A 15,581-nucleotide genomic window follows, 5' to 3' on the forward strand; every position below is an offset into this window, starting at 1 on the left:
GGTCGGGGAGACCCGCGTTCGAAGGAGGCTCACGTGTCCACCGAGGAGGTGCTCCGGCCCGTCCTGGTCGTCGGCGGCGCCGTGGCGGTCACCGCGATCGCCGGCATCGTGGTCGATCTGCTGCTGCGCCGTGCCGACGCCCGGCACCCCGAGACCCCGATATGGGGCCTGCTGCGCAGTTGCCGGGTGCCGCTCCAGCTCGTCATCCTGACGTCGATCCTGCTGGGCACGTACAAGCGCACGGAGCTGACCCACGGCGACGGCAGCCGTACGGGCCTCGGCCACGCCCTGACGCTGCTGCTGATCGCGTCCGTGGCCTGGCTGGTGACGAAGGTGCTCGCGGCGGCCGTGGAGCTGACGTACCACCGCTACAAGACCAGGGCCCGCGACTCCGCCCGCCGCAGGCGGGTGCGTACGCAGCTCACGTTGATCCAGCGCGTGGTGATGTTCGTCATCTGCACGGTCGCGGTGGCGGCCATGCTGCTGACGTTCCCGCAGATGCGGGCGGTGGGCACGTCGATGCTCGCGTCCGCCGGCGTGATCGGCATCATCGCGGGCATCGCCGCCCAGTCGACGCTGGGCAACCTGTTCGCGGGGCTCCAGATCGCCTTCGGCGACCTGGTGCGCATCGGCGACACGGTCGTGGTCGAGGGCGAGTGGGGGACGGTCGAGGAGATCACGCTGACGTTCCTGACCGTGAAGACCTGGGACGAGCGCCGCATCACCATCCCCGTGTCGTACTTCACCAGCCAGCCGTTCGAGAACTGGTCGCGCGGCGGCCCGGAGCTGACCGGCACGGTCTACTTCCACCTGGACCACTCCACGCCGGTGCCCGCGCTGCGCGAGCGGCTGCACGAGGTGCTGCTCGGCTGCGCGCACTGGGACGGGCGCGGCTGGAGCCTGGTGGTCACGGACACCACGCCGACCACGATGGAGGTGCGGGCGCTGGCCACCGCACGGGACGCGGACGCGCTGTGGGACCTGCGCTGCCTGGTGCGCGAGGAGCTGATCACCTGGCTGCGGGAGAAGCACCCGTACGCGCTGCCGAAGGTGATGACGGCGCAGGCGCCGCTAAACGGCGCCGCGCACGCTCCGGACGTCAAGCTGCCGTAGGACCCGGTCGACGATCTCGGGGTCGTAGCCCTCGCTGCGGGCGGCGAGCAGTTCGTGCCGGGCCGCGGACAGCAGCTCGCCGGTGATCTTCCGGCCGGTGCGCAGCCGCTCCATGCGCTGGGCGTGCGCCTCGCGGCGGTCCTCGTCGACGAGGTCGGGGTAGAGGCGGGTGGCGATGCCGTACGCGGCCCGCTGCAACTGCTCCGCCATGTCCTCCGGCAGCTCCTGCACCTGCTCGATCTCCGCCAGCCGCGCCCGCGCCGCCTTCGCGGCCCGCAGCGCCAACTGGCGTTCCAACTGCCGCTCGGCCTCGGTGTCGGCGCCGACGCCGAGCCGCCGGACCAGCCAGGGCAGCGTCAGGCCCTGGCAGACCAGGGTGGCCAGGACCACGGCGAAGGCGATGAACAGCAGGTCGGCGCGGTGCGGGAACGGGTCGCCGCCGTCCACGGTGACCGGGATCGCGAGCACCAGCGCCACCGAGGCCACGCCCCGCATCCCCGACCACCACATGACGACGGTCTCCCGCCAGGTGGTGGGGATCTCCTCGGCGTCGTCCGGGTGCCCGCCGCGCTGGTGCAGCCGCTGCGCCAGCCAGGAGGCGGGCAGCAGCCACAGCAGCCGTACGCCCACCACCACGCCCACGACGGCCGCGGCGGCGCCCACCAGCGCCCCGTCGAAGTCGCCGGAGCCGACGACCGTGTGCAGCTCCAGCCCGATCAGGCCGAAGGCGATGCCGGTGACGAGGGTGTCCACGACGTCCCAGAAGCTGCGCTCGGCGAGCCGGCCGAGGACGTCGTCGGGGTCCGTGGCGTACTCCGACAGGTACAGCGCGGTGACGAGCACCGCCAGCACCCCCGAGCCCTCGAACTCGTCGGCGATCACGTACGCGGCGAACGGCACCACCACCGTGCAGCCGATCTTCAGCGTGGGGTCGTCGAGCAGCCGCATCAGCCGCTCCGCGGCCCAGCCGAGCGCGAAGCCGACCGCCAGCGCCACCACCGCGGAGAGCGCCAGCGTGCCCGCGGCGCCGGCCACCGAGAAGGTGCCGGTGACCGTCGCGGCGATCGCGACGTGGTACAGCACGATCGCGGCGACGTCGTTGAAGAGCCCCTCCCCCGCCAGGATCGACACCAGCCGGCGCGGCAGCCCCAGCGACCCGGCGATGGACGTGGCGGCGATCGGGTCGGGCGGGGCGACCAGCGCGCCCAGCGCCACGGCGGCGGCCAGCGGCAGCCCGGGGACCACGGCGTGCACGGTGGCCGCGACGGCGGCGGTGGTGACGAAGACCAGCGCGACGGCGAGCAGCAGGATGGGGCGTACGTTGGCGGTGAACTGCCGCCAGGAGGTGCGCTGCACGGCGGCGTAGAGCAGCGGCGGCAGCACCAGCGGCAGGATGTAGTCGGGCGGGATCTCGACGTTCGGAACGAAGGGCAGCAGCGCCAGCACCCCGCCGAGCAGCGTCATCAGCACCGGCGACGGCAGCCCGAGGCGCTGGGCCACCGGGACGGTGACGATGGCGCCCAGCACCAGGGTCAGCAGCAGCGTGAGCTGGTCCATCGCGGTCGCCCGGGCGCGGCCGTCAGGCGCTGTCCGCGGTGACGGTGTCCAGGGCCCGCCGCAGATCCTCGGGGTAGCCCGACTCGAACTCCACCCACCGGCCGTCCTCGGGGTGCTCGAAGCCCAGCCGTACGGCGTGCAGCCACTGCCGGTCCAGGCCGAGCCGCTTGGCGAGCGTGGGGTCGGCGCCGTAGGTGAGGTCGCCGACGCACGGGTGGCGGTGGGCGGACATGTGCACGCGGATCTGGTGGGTGCGGCCGGTCTCCAGCTTGATGTCGAGCAGGCTGGCGGCGCGGAACGCCTCCACGAGGTCGTAGTGCGTGACGCTGGGCTTGCCGTCGGCGACGACGGCCCACTTGTAGTCGTGCACGGGGTGGCGGCCCACGGGGGCGTCGATGGTGCCGCTGAGCGGGTCGGGGTGGCCCTGGACCAGCGCGTGGTAGCGCTTGTCGACCGTACGCTCCCGGAACTGCTGCTTCAGCAGCGTGTACGCGCGCTCCGACTTGGCCACCGCCATCAGCCCCGAGGTGCCGACGTCCAGCCGGTGCACCACGCCCTGCCGCTCGGCGGCGCCGGAGGTGGAGATGGCGAACCCCGCGGCGGCCAGGCCGCCGACGACCGTGGGGCCGCTCCAGCCGGGGCTGGGGTGGGCGGCGACGCCGACGGGCTTGTCCACGACGACCACGTGGTCGTCGTCGTAGACGACGGTCATCCCGGGCACCGGCTCGGCGACGATCCGCACCGGCGCCGGCGGCGCCGGCATCTCGACCTCCAGCCACGCACCCGCCGTCACCCGGTCCGACTTCCCGGCCTCCCGCCCGTCGACGAGGACCTTGCCGGCGCCTGCCAGTTCGGCGGCCTTGGTCCTGGAGAACCCGAACATCCGGGCGAGCGCGGCGTCGAGCCGCTCGCCTTCGAGGCCGTCGGGTACGGGCAGGGTGCGGATCTCGGGCACGGTACTCACCCGGGAAGTATCGCAGGCGCGTACGGCCGTCCCGGTCAGCCGCGGTGGACGGTGCCGTCGGGGTCGAGGCCGCGGAAGGACAGGATCACGATGAGGATGCCGCCGCAGACGATCGCGGAGTCCGCGAGGTTGAACACCGCGAAGTGCTCGGGGGCGATGAAGTCCACGACGTGGCCCTCGAAGAAGCCCGGGGAGCGGAAGAGGCGGTCGGTGAGGTTGCCGAGCGGGCCGCCGAGCAGCAGCCCGAGCGCGATGGCCCAGGGCAGGCTGTGGAGCTTGCGGGCCAGCCGGGCGATCACCCCGATGACGATGACCGCGATCAGCGTGAAGATGACGGTCATCGACTCACCGATGCCGAACGCCGCGCCGGCGTTGCGGACGACCTGGAAGCGCAGCAGGTCGCCGACGACCTCGACAGAGCGGTTGTCCGGCTCCAGTTCGGCCACCACGATCAGCTTCGTGACCAGGTCGAGGGCGTAGACGAGGGCGGCCACGCCGAGGAGCACGCCGATGCGCCGGGGGCCGCGGGCCGCCGCCTCCTGCGCGCCGTCCTCCGCCTCGCCGTCCGCGTCCGGCGCGCCGGCGGCGCCGGTGCCGGTTGTGGTTTCGGTATCGGTTTCGGTATCCGCATCGGTATCGGCGGTGCCGGTGGCGTCCGGCGTGACGGCCGTGTCCTTCTCGTCCGCCGCAAAGGCCCCCGCGTCGTCCCCGCGGGGCTCGGTGGCGTCCCCGCTGATCCGCTCCGCCTCTGTCACGTGTGTGCCCTCCGGTGCGCTGACTGGGGTCGAGCGTACGACACACCCGTACGAGCCGTCGCACCACAGCCCGTAACCGCCGCCGACCGGCCCCGTCAGCGCCTCCGGCGGCCCTTCAGCGGCGCTCCTGCCGCTGCTTGCACTCCACGCACAGGGTGGCCCGCGGGAACGCCTGCATCCGCGCCTTCCCGATCGGCTTGCCGCAGGACTCGCAGCGCCCGTAGGTGCCGTCGTCCAGCCGCACCAGCGCGCGCTCGGTCTGCACCAGCCGCTCCCGGGCACCGGCGGCGAGCGCCATCTCGTGCTCGCGCGAGATGTTCTTCGTCCCCGTGTCGGCCTGGTCGTCCCCGGCGCCGCCGCCGGAGTCGCGCATCAGCCCGCTGACCGCCTCCTCGGATGCGCGGATCTCGGAGCGCAGGCTCGCGACCTCGTCCAGCAGGCCCTGGCGGGCCTCCTCGATCTCCCCGGGAGTCCAGGGGTCCTCCCCCGGACGCACGGCCAGCTCCCCCGGCTCGGCCGGGGCGGTCCCGCCCGCGGCCTCGGCGACCGGGGCCTCCACAACCTGAGTCTTCTTTGCGACCACCGTCTTGGCTCCCGTCTTCTTCCCCGGAGACGTCCTGGCGGACGTCTTCTTGGCCGCCGCCTTCTTCGCCGGCTTGCGCGCCGGGGCGGCGGCCCGTGCCGCGGTTTTCCTCGCGGGCTCGGTCCTCTCGGCCGGCGCCTTCCCGGCCGCGGCCTTCTTCGCGGGCGGCGACTTCCTCGCGCCCTGCTTCTTCACGGCCTGCTTCTTCGCAGCCTGCTTCTTCACGGCCTGCTTCTTCACGGCCTGCTTCTTCACGGCCTGCTTCCGCGGGGTCTGCTTCTTCGCCGCCCGCTCCCCCGTGGCCGCGGCCCGGCCCGAAGCGGCCTTCTTCGCGGGCCGCTGCCCGGCCGGTGCCTTCTTCGCCGGCGCCTTCTTCGCCGCCTTCTTCGACGTGGTCTTCTTGGCCGTGGCCCTCGCTGTGGACTTCTTCGCTGTGGACTTCTTCGCCGCCGGCGCGGTCTTCTTCGCAACCATGGCCGGGACCCCTTCACATATTGTGATCTTGTTCGCGAACGGTGCCGGAACGATAAATCGACACTGGGTCCGCGGCAACAGGGCACGCCATGGCTGACCGGTCTCAAAACGTTGTGCCCAGCCGCGGGCCGGGTAATCCCGGGGTTGCGCCCGCTCCGGCCGGTTCGCGGGCACTGGGCCGAACGGCCCAGTGCCCCGCCGCGGAAACCCGGTCGGCGCCGCGTACCCCGTGGCCGTACACTGTGGGCAGCGAGAGGCGTGGATGGGGAGGAGTACCTCCGTACGCAGCCGAGGAGCGACCCGGGGACGGTGCGAGCCCGGGAGGCGAGCGCGGAGCGAAGATCACCCCGGAGCCGCCGGAGGAAAGCCCCCGGGCGAGTAGAACCGGCAGCGCTGCCCCAACGAGGGGGCGGTGGGCGCGGCGCGCGCTCCGCCGTCAAGGAGGGTGGTACCGCGGGAGCCCCGGCTCTCGTCCCTCCGGTTCGGCCGTCAGCACGCCAGCCGGAGGAAGAGTCCCCGATGACCACGCCCCTGTACCGCCCGGTACCCGCCCAGGTAGACCTGCCCGCCCTCGAACACGCCGTGCTCGACTTCTGGCGCGAGCAGAAGGTCTTCGCCCGCTCCCTGGAGCAGTCCGAGGGCCGTCCCGAGTGGGTCTTCTACGAGGGCCCGCCCACCGCGAACGGCATGCCGGGCGCCCACCACATCGAGGCCCGCGTCTTCAAGGACGTCTTCCCGCGCTTTCGCACCATGCGCGGCTACCACGTGGCCCGCAAGGCCGGCTGGGACTGCCACGGGCTGCCGGTGGAGCTGGCCGTGGAGAAGGAGCTGGGCTTCAACGGCAAGCAGGACATCGAGGCGTACGGCATCGCCGAGTTCAACGACAAGTGCCGCGCCTCGGTCCAGCGGCACACGGACGCCTTCGCCGAGCTGACCGAGCGGATGGGCTACTGGGTCGACCTGGACGACGCGTACTGGACGATGAACTCCGAGTACGTGGAGTCCGTCTGGTGGTCGCTGAAGCAGATCTACGCGAAGGGCCTGCTCGTCCAGGACTACCGCGTCTCCCCCTGGTGTCCGCGCTGCGGCACCGGCCTGTCCGACCACGAGCTGGCGCAGGGGTACGAGACCGTCGTCGACCCCTCGGTCTACGTCCGCTTCCCCCTCACCTCCGGCCCGCTGGCCGGCGAGGCGGCCCTGGTCATCTGGACCACCACGCCGTTCTCGCTCACCGCCAACTTCGCCGTCGCCGCCCACCCGGACGTCACCTACGTCGTCGCCACCGACGGCAGGGAGAAGGTCGTCGTCGCCGAGCAACTGGTCGGCGCGGCGCTGGGCGAGGGCTGGGAGACCACCGGGCAGTCGTTCACCGGCGCGGAGATGGAGCGCTGGACGTACCGGCCGCCCTTCGACCTGGTCGACCTCCGGGACGCGCACTATGTGGTCAACGCCGACTACGTCACCACCGAGGACGGCACGGGCCTGGTCCACCAGGCCCCGTTCGGCGAGGACGACTTCAAGGTCTCCCGCGAGTACGGCATCGAGGTCGTCGTCCCCGTACGCGCGGACGGCACCTTCGGCGAGGAACTGCCGCTCGTCGGCGGCCAGTTCTTCAAGAAGGCCGACGAGACGCTCGTCGCCGACCTCGACGCGCGCGGCCTGCTCTTCCGCCACGAGCCGTACGAGCACAGCTACCCGCACTGCTGGCGCTGCCACACGCCGCTGATCTACTACCCGCAGCCGTCCTGGTACATCCGCACCACCCGCGTCAAGGACGCCCTCCTGCGCGAGAACGAGGGCACCGACTGGCACCCGGACTCCGTCAAGCACGGCCGCTACGGCGACTGGCTGAACAACAACGTCGACTGGGCCCTGTCCCGCAACCGTTACTGGGGCACCCCGCTGCCCATCTGGCGCTGCGCCGAGGACCACCTCACCTGCGTCGGCTCGCTGGCCGAGCTGAGCGAGCTGAGCGGCACCGACCAGTCGGGCCTGGACCCCCACCGCCCGTACATCGACGAGGTCGCCTTCCCCTGCCCCGCCGACGGCTGCACGCGGCGCGCGGAGCGGGTGCCGGAGGTCATCGACGCCTGGTACGACTCGGGCTCGATGCCCTTCGCGCAGTGGGGCTACCCGTACAGGAACAGGGAGCTGTTCGAGACCCGCTACCCCGCGCAGTTCATCTGCGAGGCCATCGACCAGACCCGCGGCTGGTTCTACACGCTGATGGCCGTCGGCACGCTCGTCTTCGACAGGTCCTCGTACGAGAACGTGGTCTGCCTCGGCCACATCCTCGCCGAGGACGGCCGCAAGATGTCCAAGCACCTGGGCAACATCCTGGAGCCCATCCCGCTGATGGACCGGCACGGGGCGGACGCCGTGCGGTGGTTCATGGCCGCCGGCGGCTCGCCCTGGGCGTCCCGGCGGGTCGGCCACGGCACGATCCAGGAGGTCGTGCGCAAGACCCTGCTGACCTACTGGAACACCGTCTCCTTCCAGGCGCTGTACGCCCGCACCGCCGGCTGGGCGCCCTCCGCGGCCGACCCGGCGCCCGCGGACCGGCCGCTGCTGGACCGCTGGCTGCTCGGCGAGCTGGACGCGCTGACGGCCCGGGTGACCGACGCCCTCGACGGCTACGACACCCAGCGCACCGGCAAGCTGCTGTCCGCCTTCGTCGACGACCTGTCGAACTGGTACGTCCGCCGCTCCCGGCGCCGCTTCTGGCAGGGCGACGCGGCGGCGCTGCGCACGCTGCACGACGTACTGGAGACGGTGACGCGGCTGCTGGCCCCGGTGGTGCCGTTCATCACCGAGCGGGTCTGGCAGGACCTGGTGGTACCCGTCGTGCCGGACGCCCCGGCCTCGGTGCACCTGGCGGCGTGGCCGGAGCCGGCCGGCCCGGACGACGTGGCCTTCGACCCGGAGCTGTCGCGGCAGATGCAGCTCGTACGGCGCCTGGTGGAGCTGGGGCGGGCCTCGCGGGCGGAGTCCGGGGTGAAGACCCGCCAGCCGCTCTCGCGGGCCCTGGTGGCCGCCACGGGCTTCGCGGCGCTGCCGGACGAGCTGCGCGCGCAGATCACCGAGGAGCTGAACGTCACCGCGCTCGCGACGCTGTCCGAGGCCACCGGCGGCGCGGCCGGCGGCTCGCTGGTCGACACCACCGCGAAGGCCAACTTCCGCGCGCTGGGCAAGCGGTTCGGCAAGCGGGTCCAGGACGTGGCGCGGGCCGTCGCGGCGGCGGACGCCGCGGCGCTGTCGGCCGCGCTGCGCGAGGGCGGCAGCGCGGCCGTGGAGGTCGACGGCGAGACGGTGGCGCTGTCCGCGGAGGAGGTCATCATCACGGAGACCCCGCGGGAGGGCTGGTCGGTGGCCTCCGACTCGGGCGCGACCGTGGCGCTGGACCTGGAGATCACGCCGGAGCTGCGCCGCGCGGGCCTGGCCCGGGACGTGATCCGGCTGGTCCAGGAGGCGCGGAAGAACTCCGGCCTGGACGTCGCGGACCGGATCCGGCTGCGCTGGTCGACGACCGACCCCGAGGTCCGGCAGGCGCTGACCGACCACGCCGGGCTGATCGCGGAGGAGGTCCTCGCGACGGACTTCGCCGCGGGCGGGGCGGACGAGGCCGCGGGCTACGGCGAGCCGTTCACGGACGAGCCGCTGTCGCTGACCTTCCGGCTCGTACGGGCCTGACCCCGGCGCACAGCGGCCCTCCCCCGCCCCCGTGGAGGCCACGGGGGCGGGGAGCCGCCCGGCCCGTACCCGATCCGCTCCCCCGACCCCGCCTCCGGCGCGAGGGCCACGGCTTCCGGAGGCGGGCACGCAAAAAGGGCCGGGCCCCGCGGCGAGCGTTCCGCGGGACCCGGCCCTTTGCGATATGCCGATGGCCGTCAGGCCGTGCTCAGTTGTCGTCCTCGTCGATGAGGAAGCCGCGCATCGGCGACGGCGGCTGCTGCATCGGACCGCCCTGCGGGCGCACCGGCGCCATGGGCTGCGTCATGGCCGGGGACATCTGCTGCTGGCTGCCGTAGGACGGGCCGCCCGGGGGCTGCCGGGTCGGCATGCCCTGCTGGCCGCCCATCGTGCCGCCGCCCATGCTCGGGGGGCCGCTCATGGCGCCGGCACCGGCCGGGGCCATCGAGGGCGCCGGCGCGGGAGCCGCCGCTGCGGGCAGCGAGGCGGCAGCCGGAGTACGGGGCGGGGCGAGCGAGTCGTCCGCCTGGTTCTCCAACTGGCGGAGCTGGGACTCCAGGTAGGACTTCAGCCGCGTGCGGTACTCGCGCTCGAAGCCGCGCAGGTCCTCGACCTTGCGCTCCAGCGTGGCGCGCGCCGACTCCAGGGAGCCCATCGCCACGCGGTGCTTCTCCTGTGCGTCCCGCTCCAGGGCGTCGGCCTTGGCGCGCGCGTCGCGCTCCAGACCCTCGGCGCGGCTGCGGGCCTCGCCGACGATCTTGTTGGCCTCGGCGCGGGCCTCGGCGATCGCCTGGTCGGCGGTCTGCTGCGCCAGCGAGAGCACCCGGGCGGCGCTGTCGCCGCCGACGGGGCCGCCCTGCTGCGGCCCGGGGCCGCCGTGCTGCTGGGGCGGGCCGACGTGCTGCTGCTGCTGCGGAGGGCCGCCGACGTGCTGCTGCGGCGGGCCGCCGTGCGGGGCGTGCACGGGGCCGCCCGGGCCGCCGTGACCCATCGGGCCGGGGCCGTGCGGGCCGTGACCGGGAGGACCACCGGGGCCGCCGGGGCCCATGCCACCGGGACCTGCGGGCAGCTGGGGTGCGCCGGAAGGAAGCTGAGGCGGGCCGCCCTGCGGCGGGCCCATCTGCTGCGGCGGCACCGGCTGCGGGCCCGATATGGCGGCGGGCACCGGCCCGCCGTGTCCGGGGGGACCGGGGCGGTCCTGCGGCTCGGGGCCCTTGCGCATCCCCTGGTTCTGCGCCGCGGCCCGGGTCGCCGCGGCCAGCTTGGCCCGCAGGTCCTCGTTCTCGCGGAGCAGCCGGGTCAGCTCGGCCTCGACCTCGTCGAGGAACGCGTCGACTTCGTCCTCGTCGTAGCCCTCTCGGAGTCGGACGGTCGTGAACTGCTTGTTCCGCACGTCCTCGGGGGTCAGCGGCATTTCTTCACCTCAACGTAGTCATCGGCGACATCGGCATATCGACAGTCTCCGGCCCGCTCCATCATCACCTCGCCGAGCCCACCACGGTGAGCAGGATGTAGACGATGATCATCAGGACGAAGAAGGACAGGTCCAGCGCCACGCCCCCTAGACGCAGTGGCGGAATGAACCGCCGCAGGAGCTTGAGTGGTGGATCCGTGACCGTGTAGGCGCCCTCAAGCAACACCACCATGGGCTTGCCCGGCTCCCAGGAGCGGGCGAACATGAACACGTAGTCCATGATCAACCGGAAGATCAGCACGATCAGGAAAACGAACAGCGCGATGTAGATCACTTGAAGCGCGACGTCCATCTCGCTGTGGTCCTCTCCCCTTCGCGTTCCGGCCCCACGGCCGCTCGCACAGTGTTGCTTGGCTCAGCTTTGGTTGAAGAACCCGCCCTCTGCGATGCGGGCCTTGTCCTCCGCTGTTACGTCGACGTTAGCAGGCGACAACAGGAACACCTTCTGGGTCACGCGCTCGATGCTGCCGTGCAGGCCGAAGACGAGTCCAGCCGCAAAGTCGACAAGTCGCTTGGCGTCCGTATCGTCCATCTCGGTCAAGTTCATGATCACAGGCGTGCCCTCGCGGAAGTGTTCCCCGATGGTACGTGCCTCGTTGTACGTGCGCGGGTGAAGCGTCGTGATCCGATAAGGCTCCCGCTCGGACACGACCTTGGGCATGATCACCGGCGCACTCTTCTCCAGGCTGGGACGGTCAGGTGTGATGGAAGACACGGGAGCGATTCGCCCCGAACGCCCCGATTCGGGCAGCAGTCCGGGTGAACGCCCCGCGGGCTCCCGGTCCGTGGGCCGGTCCCGCTGCGCCGGCGGATGAGCGATCGCGCGAGGCGGCTCCTCCTGCTGCGGCGGCTGCGGGGCCTGGTGGCGGTGGCGACGCTCGGGCTCGGGCTCCGGCTCGAACTCGTCGTCGGGGTCGTACCCCGGGCCGTCGTACCCATCGTCCTCCACGAGGCCGAGGTAGACCGCCATCTTGCGCATTGCGCCGGCCATGCTCTACGCCCTCCGCTCTGCGGTGGATCGGCTTTCGTCGCCAGTGACGTGATCCACGCTGCCCTGCCTGAATTGACCGGGAATGAAGCTTATTTTCTACTGTCGTCCGACTCGCTTGGCGACGTTACCGGAGCTGAGGCCGGACTCCGAGTACCGCGGTGCCGACGCGTACGTGTGTCGCTCCTGCGGAAATTGCCTCCTCAAGGTCACCGCTCATCCCTGCCGAGACCATGGTCGCAGCCGGATGCGCGGCGCGCAGGCCGGATGAGATTTCCATCAGGCGCTCGAACGCCGCCCGTTGCCGTCCCGCGTACGCCCCGGCCAGCGGCGCGACCGTCATCAGGCCGCACAGCCGCAGCCCTTGGGCCGCCGCCACCGCGTCCGCGAGCGCCGGTACGTCGGCGGGTGCGACGCCGCCGCGGTCCGCCGTCGCACCGCTGCCGGAATCCTCGCCGGACTCCGCGTCCTTGTCGAGCGCCACCTGGAGAAGGCAGCCCAGCTCGCGGCCCTCGCGCCCGGCCGCCGCGGCGAGCGCGGCGACCAGCCGGGGCCGGTCGACGGAGTGCACGTAGTCCGCGTAGCGGGCCACGGAGCGCGCCTTGTTGGTCTGCAACTGGCCGACGAAGTGCCACGTGAGGGGCGCGTCCGGGCGTACCTCCGTGCACAACGCGGCCTTGCCCGCGGCCTCCTGGTCGCGGTTCTCGGCCACGTGCCGCACGCCCAGGTCCGCGAGCAGCAGCACGTCGCTCGCCGGATAGGTCTTGGTCACGACGACGAGCGTGACCTCCTCGCGCTTGCGGCCCGCCGCGGCGCACGCACCGGCGATACGTTCCTCCACGCGCGCCAGGTTCGCCGCCAACTCGTCCCGGCGCTCCCGCTCCCCCGTCTCCGGCACCCCGTTGTCCCCCGTGACCCCGTCCATCATTCCCCGTCCAGCCAGACGTACCCGGCGTGCCGTCCCGTGGCACCTTCGCGCCGGTACGAGAAGTGGTCCCCGGACTCCAGCGTGCACACGTCCGACGTTGTGATCATTCCCACACCCAGCGCTTCCAACTGCGCCACCACACCCGCACGGATGTCCAGTGCCGGCGTCCCCCAACTCGTCGTCGCCCGCGCCGCCGGCACCTGCCCGGCGGCCTCCTCGCGCAGCGCCCCGGGGACCTCGTAGCAGCGCCCGCAGACGGCCGGCCCGAGGTGCGCGACGATCCGCGCGGGCTCGGCACCGAGCCCGGTCATCGCCTCGACCGCCGCCCCGGCCACCCCGGCGACCATGCCGGGCCGCCCGGCGTGCGCGGCGCCCGCCACCCCGGCGGCGGGGTCGGCGAGGAGCAGCGGTACGCAGTCGGCGCCGCGGGCGGCGAGCGGGACGCCGCGGGCCCGGGTGACGACGGCGTCCACGGCGGGCGGGGGCGCGTCGCCCCAGGGCCCGTCGACGACGGCGACGTCGCGGCCGTGGACCTGGTGCATCCACACGACCCGCGCGGGCTCCACCCCGAGCGAGCGGGCGGCGCGTTCGCGGTTGGCCGCTACCGCCGTCGGGTCGTCGGCGCCCACGGCCCCGCCGAGGTTCAGCTCCGCGTACGGAGCGGCGCTCACGCCGCCCCACCTGTCGGTGAAGGCGAAGTGAGCGCCGCCTGTCGTGTATGTCTGCCCTATCACGGGTCGTACGTTACGTGATCAACCCGCCGGTCACTTCAGGAAGTCCGGCACGTCCAGCTCCTCGGCCTCGCTGTCCTGGTACGGCCGGGCCGCGGGCACCTGCGGCGTGGCGGCCGGCGGCGGGGGCGCCGGGGTGCCGTCCTCGCCGCTGTCGCCGGACAGGGAGCCCAGGCCGCTGAACGCGGGGCGCTCAGGCTCCGTGGACCGGACGGCGGACCCGGCGTCGGCGACCGACTCGGCCGGGGCGTCGTCGCGCCCGCTGTACGAGCCGAGGACCTTGTCCCGGTTCTTCGAGGGCAGTTGGCCGCCGTCGAACCCGGCGGCGATGACCGTGACCCGCACCTCGTCGCCGAGGGCGTCGTCGATCACCGCGCCGAAGATGATGTTCGCCTCCGGGTGGGCCGCCTCGCTGACCAGTTGGGCCGCCTCGTTGATCTCGAAGAGGCCGAGGTCCGAGCCGCCGGAGATGGACAGCAGCACGCCGCGGGCGCCGTCGATGGACGCCTCCAGCAGCGGCGAGGAGATCGCCATCTCGGCCGCGGCCACGGCGCGGTCGTCGCCGCGCGCCGAGCCGATGCCCATCAGCGCCGAACCCGCCTCCGACATCACGGACTTGACGTCCGCGAAGTCCAGGTTGATCAGGCCCGGCGTGGTGATCAGGTCGGTGATGCCCTGGACGCCGGAGAGCAGCACCTGGTCCGCGGAGCGGAAGGCGTCGAGAACGCTGACCTGGCGGTCGGAGATCGACAGCAGCCGGTCGTTGGGGATGACGATGAGGGTGTCGACCTCGTCGCGCAGCGCGGCGATGCCGTCCTCGGCCTGGTTGGCGCGGCGCCGGCCCTCGAAGGTGAACGGGCGGGTCACGACGCCGATGGTGAGCGCGCCCAGGGAGCGGGCGATGTTCGCCACGACGGGTGCGCCTCCCGTGCCGGTGCCGCCCCCCTCGCCGGCGGTGACGAAGACCATGTCGGCACCCTTGAGCACCTCCTCGATCTCCTCCCGGTGGTCCTCGGCGGCCTTGCGGCCGACATCCGGGTTCGCTCCCGCGCCGAGTCCGCGGGTCAGCTCGCGACCGACGTCGAGCTTGACGTCCGCGTCGCTCATCAGCAGTGCCTGCGCGTCGGTGTTGATCGCGATGAACTCGACGCCCTTGAGACCGACCTCGATCATCCTGTTGATGGCGTTGACGCCACCGCCGCCGATACCGACGACCTTGATGACCGCGAGGTAGTTCTGTGGTGCTGCCACGTCGAAGGCCTCTCGCCTCGAGTTACGTCTGCCGTTTGTGGGGGTCCCCGAACGCCGGTCGAACCCTAAGCGTGAAGTTTAGGGTTACCACAGCGTCCCGTACCTGGACTCTTGGAACGAGACACTAAGTCGACAAGGCTTCCGCGTTCAATGAACACGCCGAACCTCCCGTTTTTCTTTTCACCCTATGTGATCAGGCGTTGCGACCCCTCACGGGGGGTCTGAACTGCGCATATGTACGTCAACTCGCCGACGCCGCCGGGGCGCTGGGAACACTGACGTCGAAGTACCGCGCATCGCGCTCCGCTTTCATGACCGCAGCAAGCGCCTTCGACTTCGCGCCACCGCGCTCCGCGCTGCCCCACAGCACCGTCCGTCCGCCGGTCAGCTCCAACGTGACGGAGTCATATGAACGGACAAGGATGGTACGGGTGTCACGGCGCACGCTCTCGGAGAGCGCACCCGCGACCCGTACCGCACTCTCGCGCAGCCGCTGCCGGCCGAAGCGGTCCAGGCTCGGCGAGTCCGCGACCCGCATCTCCGCCATCGGCACGTTCTCGGGTGCCGTACGCACCGTGGCGAACCGCACACCCCCGTCGTCGACTTCCACGAATGTCTCCCCCTTGCGCAACAGCACCGCGGGCTTCCGCTCGGTGACCTTCACCGTGATCCGGTGCGGCCAGACCCGGTCGACGTCGACGGTGTCGATACGCCGCAACTCCGCCGCCAGCCGCGCCTCGACCGCGGCGGTGTCGACGGTGGCCATCGGCGCCCCCTCAAAGACCCCGGCGGCGTCCAGCACCTCGCCGGTGCTCAGCACGTCCGTGCCGGAGACCGTCACCTGTTCCACCCGCAGCCAGTTCGAGCCGTACAGGGCCCAGCCGGAGAACCCGCCGAGCACGACCGCCGCGAGCAGCGCGGCGAGCAGCACCCGGCGGCTCGGCAGCCGCAGCTTCCGGGTCCGGCGCCCGGCCGGCCGCCCGGCGGCGGGCGGACGGCCGGGCCCGGCGCCCGCGCCGCGCTCCTCGCGGCCGGCCGCCGCCTTCTCGCGGACCGCTCCGGCCATCCCCGTA

The 15,581-nt window shown here is 72.5% G+C and carries 13 protein-coding genes; 2 read left to right on the top strand and 11 right to left on the bottom strand.

The window, feature by feature from the left end:
* Positions 1 to 33 precede the first annotated feature (33 nt).
* A complete protein-coding gene (locus QBL21_RS24310; protein ID WP_407564341.1) occupies positions 34 to 1,113 on the top strand; it encodes a mechanosensitive ion channel family protein in 1,080 nt (359 codons plus the stop codon).
* Here the strand turns inward: QBL21_RS24310 and QBL21_RS24315 are convergent.
* From QBL21_RS24315 to QBL21_RS24330, 4 genes are all read right to left on the bottom strand, one after another.
* Positions 1,072 to 2,670 (bottom strand): Na+/H+ antiporter, encoded by a 1,599-nt coding sequence (locus QBL21_RS24315; protein WP_407564342.1) that lies wholly within the window; start codon positions 2,668 to 2,670, stop codon positions 1,072 to 1,074. The genes QBL21_RS24310 and QBL21_RS24315 overlap by 42 nt on opposite strands.
* 22 nt (positions 2,671 to 2,692) lie before the next feature.
* On the bottom strand, positions 2,693 to 3,634 hold the full coding sequence (locus tag QBL21_RS24320; RefSeq protein ID WP_407564343.1) for an RluA family pseudouridine synthase: 942 nt from the start codon (positions 3,632 to 3,634) through the stop codon (positions 2,693 to 2,695).
* A 35-nt stretch (positions 3,635 to 3,669) separates the two neighbouring features.
* Positions 3,670 to 4,389: a signal peptidase II gene (gene lspA / locus QBL21_RS24325; RefSeq protein WP_407564344.1), complete on the bottom strand. Its 720-nt coding sequence runs from the start codon at positions 4,387 to 4,389 to the stop codon at positions 3,670 to 3,672.
* Positions 4,390 to 4,504: 115 nt separating this feature from the next.
* A complete protein-coding gene (locus tag QBL21_RS24330; RefSeq protein ID WP_407564345.1) occupies positions 4,505 to 5,446 on the bottom strand; it encodes a TraR/DksA C4-type zinc finger protein in 942 nt (313 codons plus the stop codon).
* Between the two features lie 519 nt (positions 5,447 to 5,965).
* On the opposite strand from QBL21_RS24330, the gene ileS reads away from it, so the two are divergent.
* On the top strand, positions 5,966 to 9,136 hold the full coding sequence (ileS, locus tag QBL21_RS24335) for an isoleucine--tRNA ligase (RefSeq protein WP_407564346.1): 3,171 nt from the start codon (positions 5,966 to 5,968) through the stop codon (positions 9,134 to 9,136).
* A gap of 208 nt (positions 9,137 to 9,344) precedes the next feature.
* Here the strand turns inward: ileS and QBL21_RS24340 are convergent, their stop codons facing one another.
* From QBL21_RS24340 to QBL21_RS24370, 7 genes are all read right to left on the bottom strand, one after another.
* Positions 9,345 to 10,550 (bottom strand): DivIVA domain-containing protein, encoded by a 1,206-nt coding sequence (locus tag QBL21_RS24340; RefSeq protein ID WP_407564347.1) that lies wholly within the window; start codon positions 10,548 to 10,550, stop codon positions 9,345 to 9,347.
* Positions 10,551 to 10,614: 64 nt separating this feature from the next.
* Positions 10,615 to 10,902: a YggT family protein gene (locus QBL21_RS24345; protein WP_027753688.1), complete on the bottom strand. Its 288-nt coding sequence runs from the start codon at positions 10,900 to 10,902 to the stop codon at positions 10,615 to 10,617.
* Positions 10,903 to 10,965: 63 nt separating this feature from the next.
* Entirely contained in the window at positions 10,966 to 11,601 is a 636-nt protein-coding gene (locus tag QBL21_RS24350) for a cell division protein SepF (RefSeq protein WP_407564348.1), read from the bottom strand.
* 124 nt (positions 11,602 to 11,725) lie between these two features.
* Positions 11,726 to 12,523, bottom strand: a complete 798-nt coding sequence (locus tag QBL21_RS24355; RefSeq protein WP_407564349.1) for a YggS family pyridoxal phosphate-dependent enzyme — start codon at positions 12,521 to 12,523, stop codon at positions 11,726 to 11,728.
* Positions 12,523 to 13,260, bottom strand: a complete 738-nt coding sequence (gene pgeF / locus QBL21_RS24360) for a peptidoglycan editing factor PgeF (protein ID WP_407564350.1) — start codon at positions 13,258 to 13,260, stop codon at positions 12,523 to 12,525. The genes QBL21_RS24355 and pgeF overlap by 1 nt, the downstream gene beginning before the upstream one ends.
* A 30-nt stretch (positions 13,261 to 13,290) precedes the next feature.
* Positions 13,291 to 14,508, bottom strand: coding sequence for a cell division protein FtsZ (gene ftsZ, locus QBL21_RS24365; protein ID WP_407564351.1), 1,218 nt, complete (start codon positions 14,506 to 14,508; stop codon positions 13,291 to 13,293).
* A gap of 241 nt (positions 14,509 to 14,749) precedes the next feature.
* Positions 14,750 to 15,574, bottom strand: coding sequence for a cell division protein FtsQ/DivIB (locus tag QBL21_RS24370; RefSeq protein ID WP_407564352.1), 825 nt, complete (start codon positions 15,572 to 15,574; stop codon positions 14,750 to 14,752).
* Positions 15,575 to 15,581: the final 7 nt, after the last annotated feature.

The organism is Streptomyces sp. 184 (assembly GCF_045781775.1).
Classification (GTDB): Bacteria; Actinomycetota; Actinomycetes; order Streptomycetales; family Streptomycetaceae; genus Streptomyces.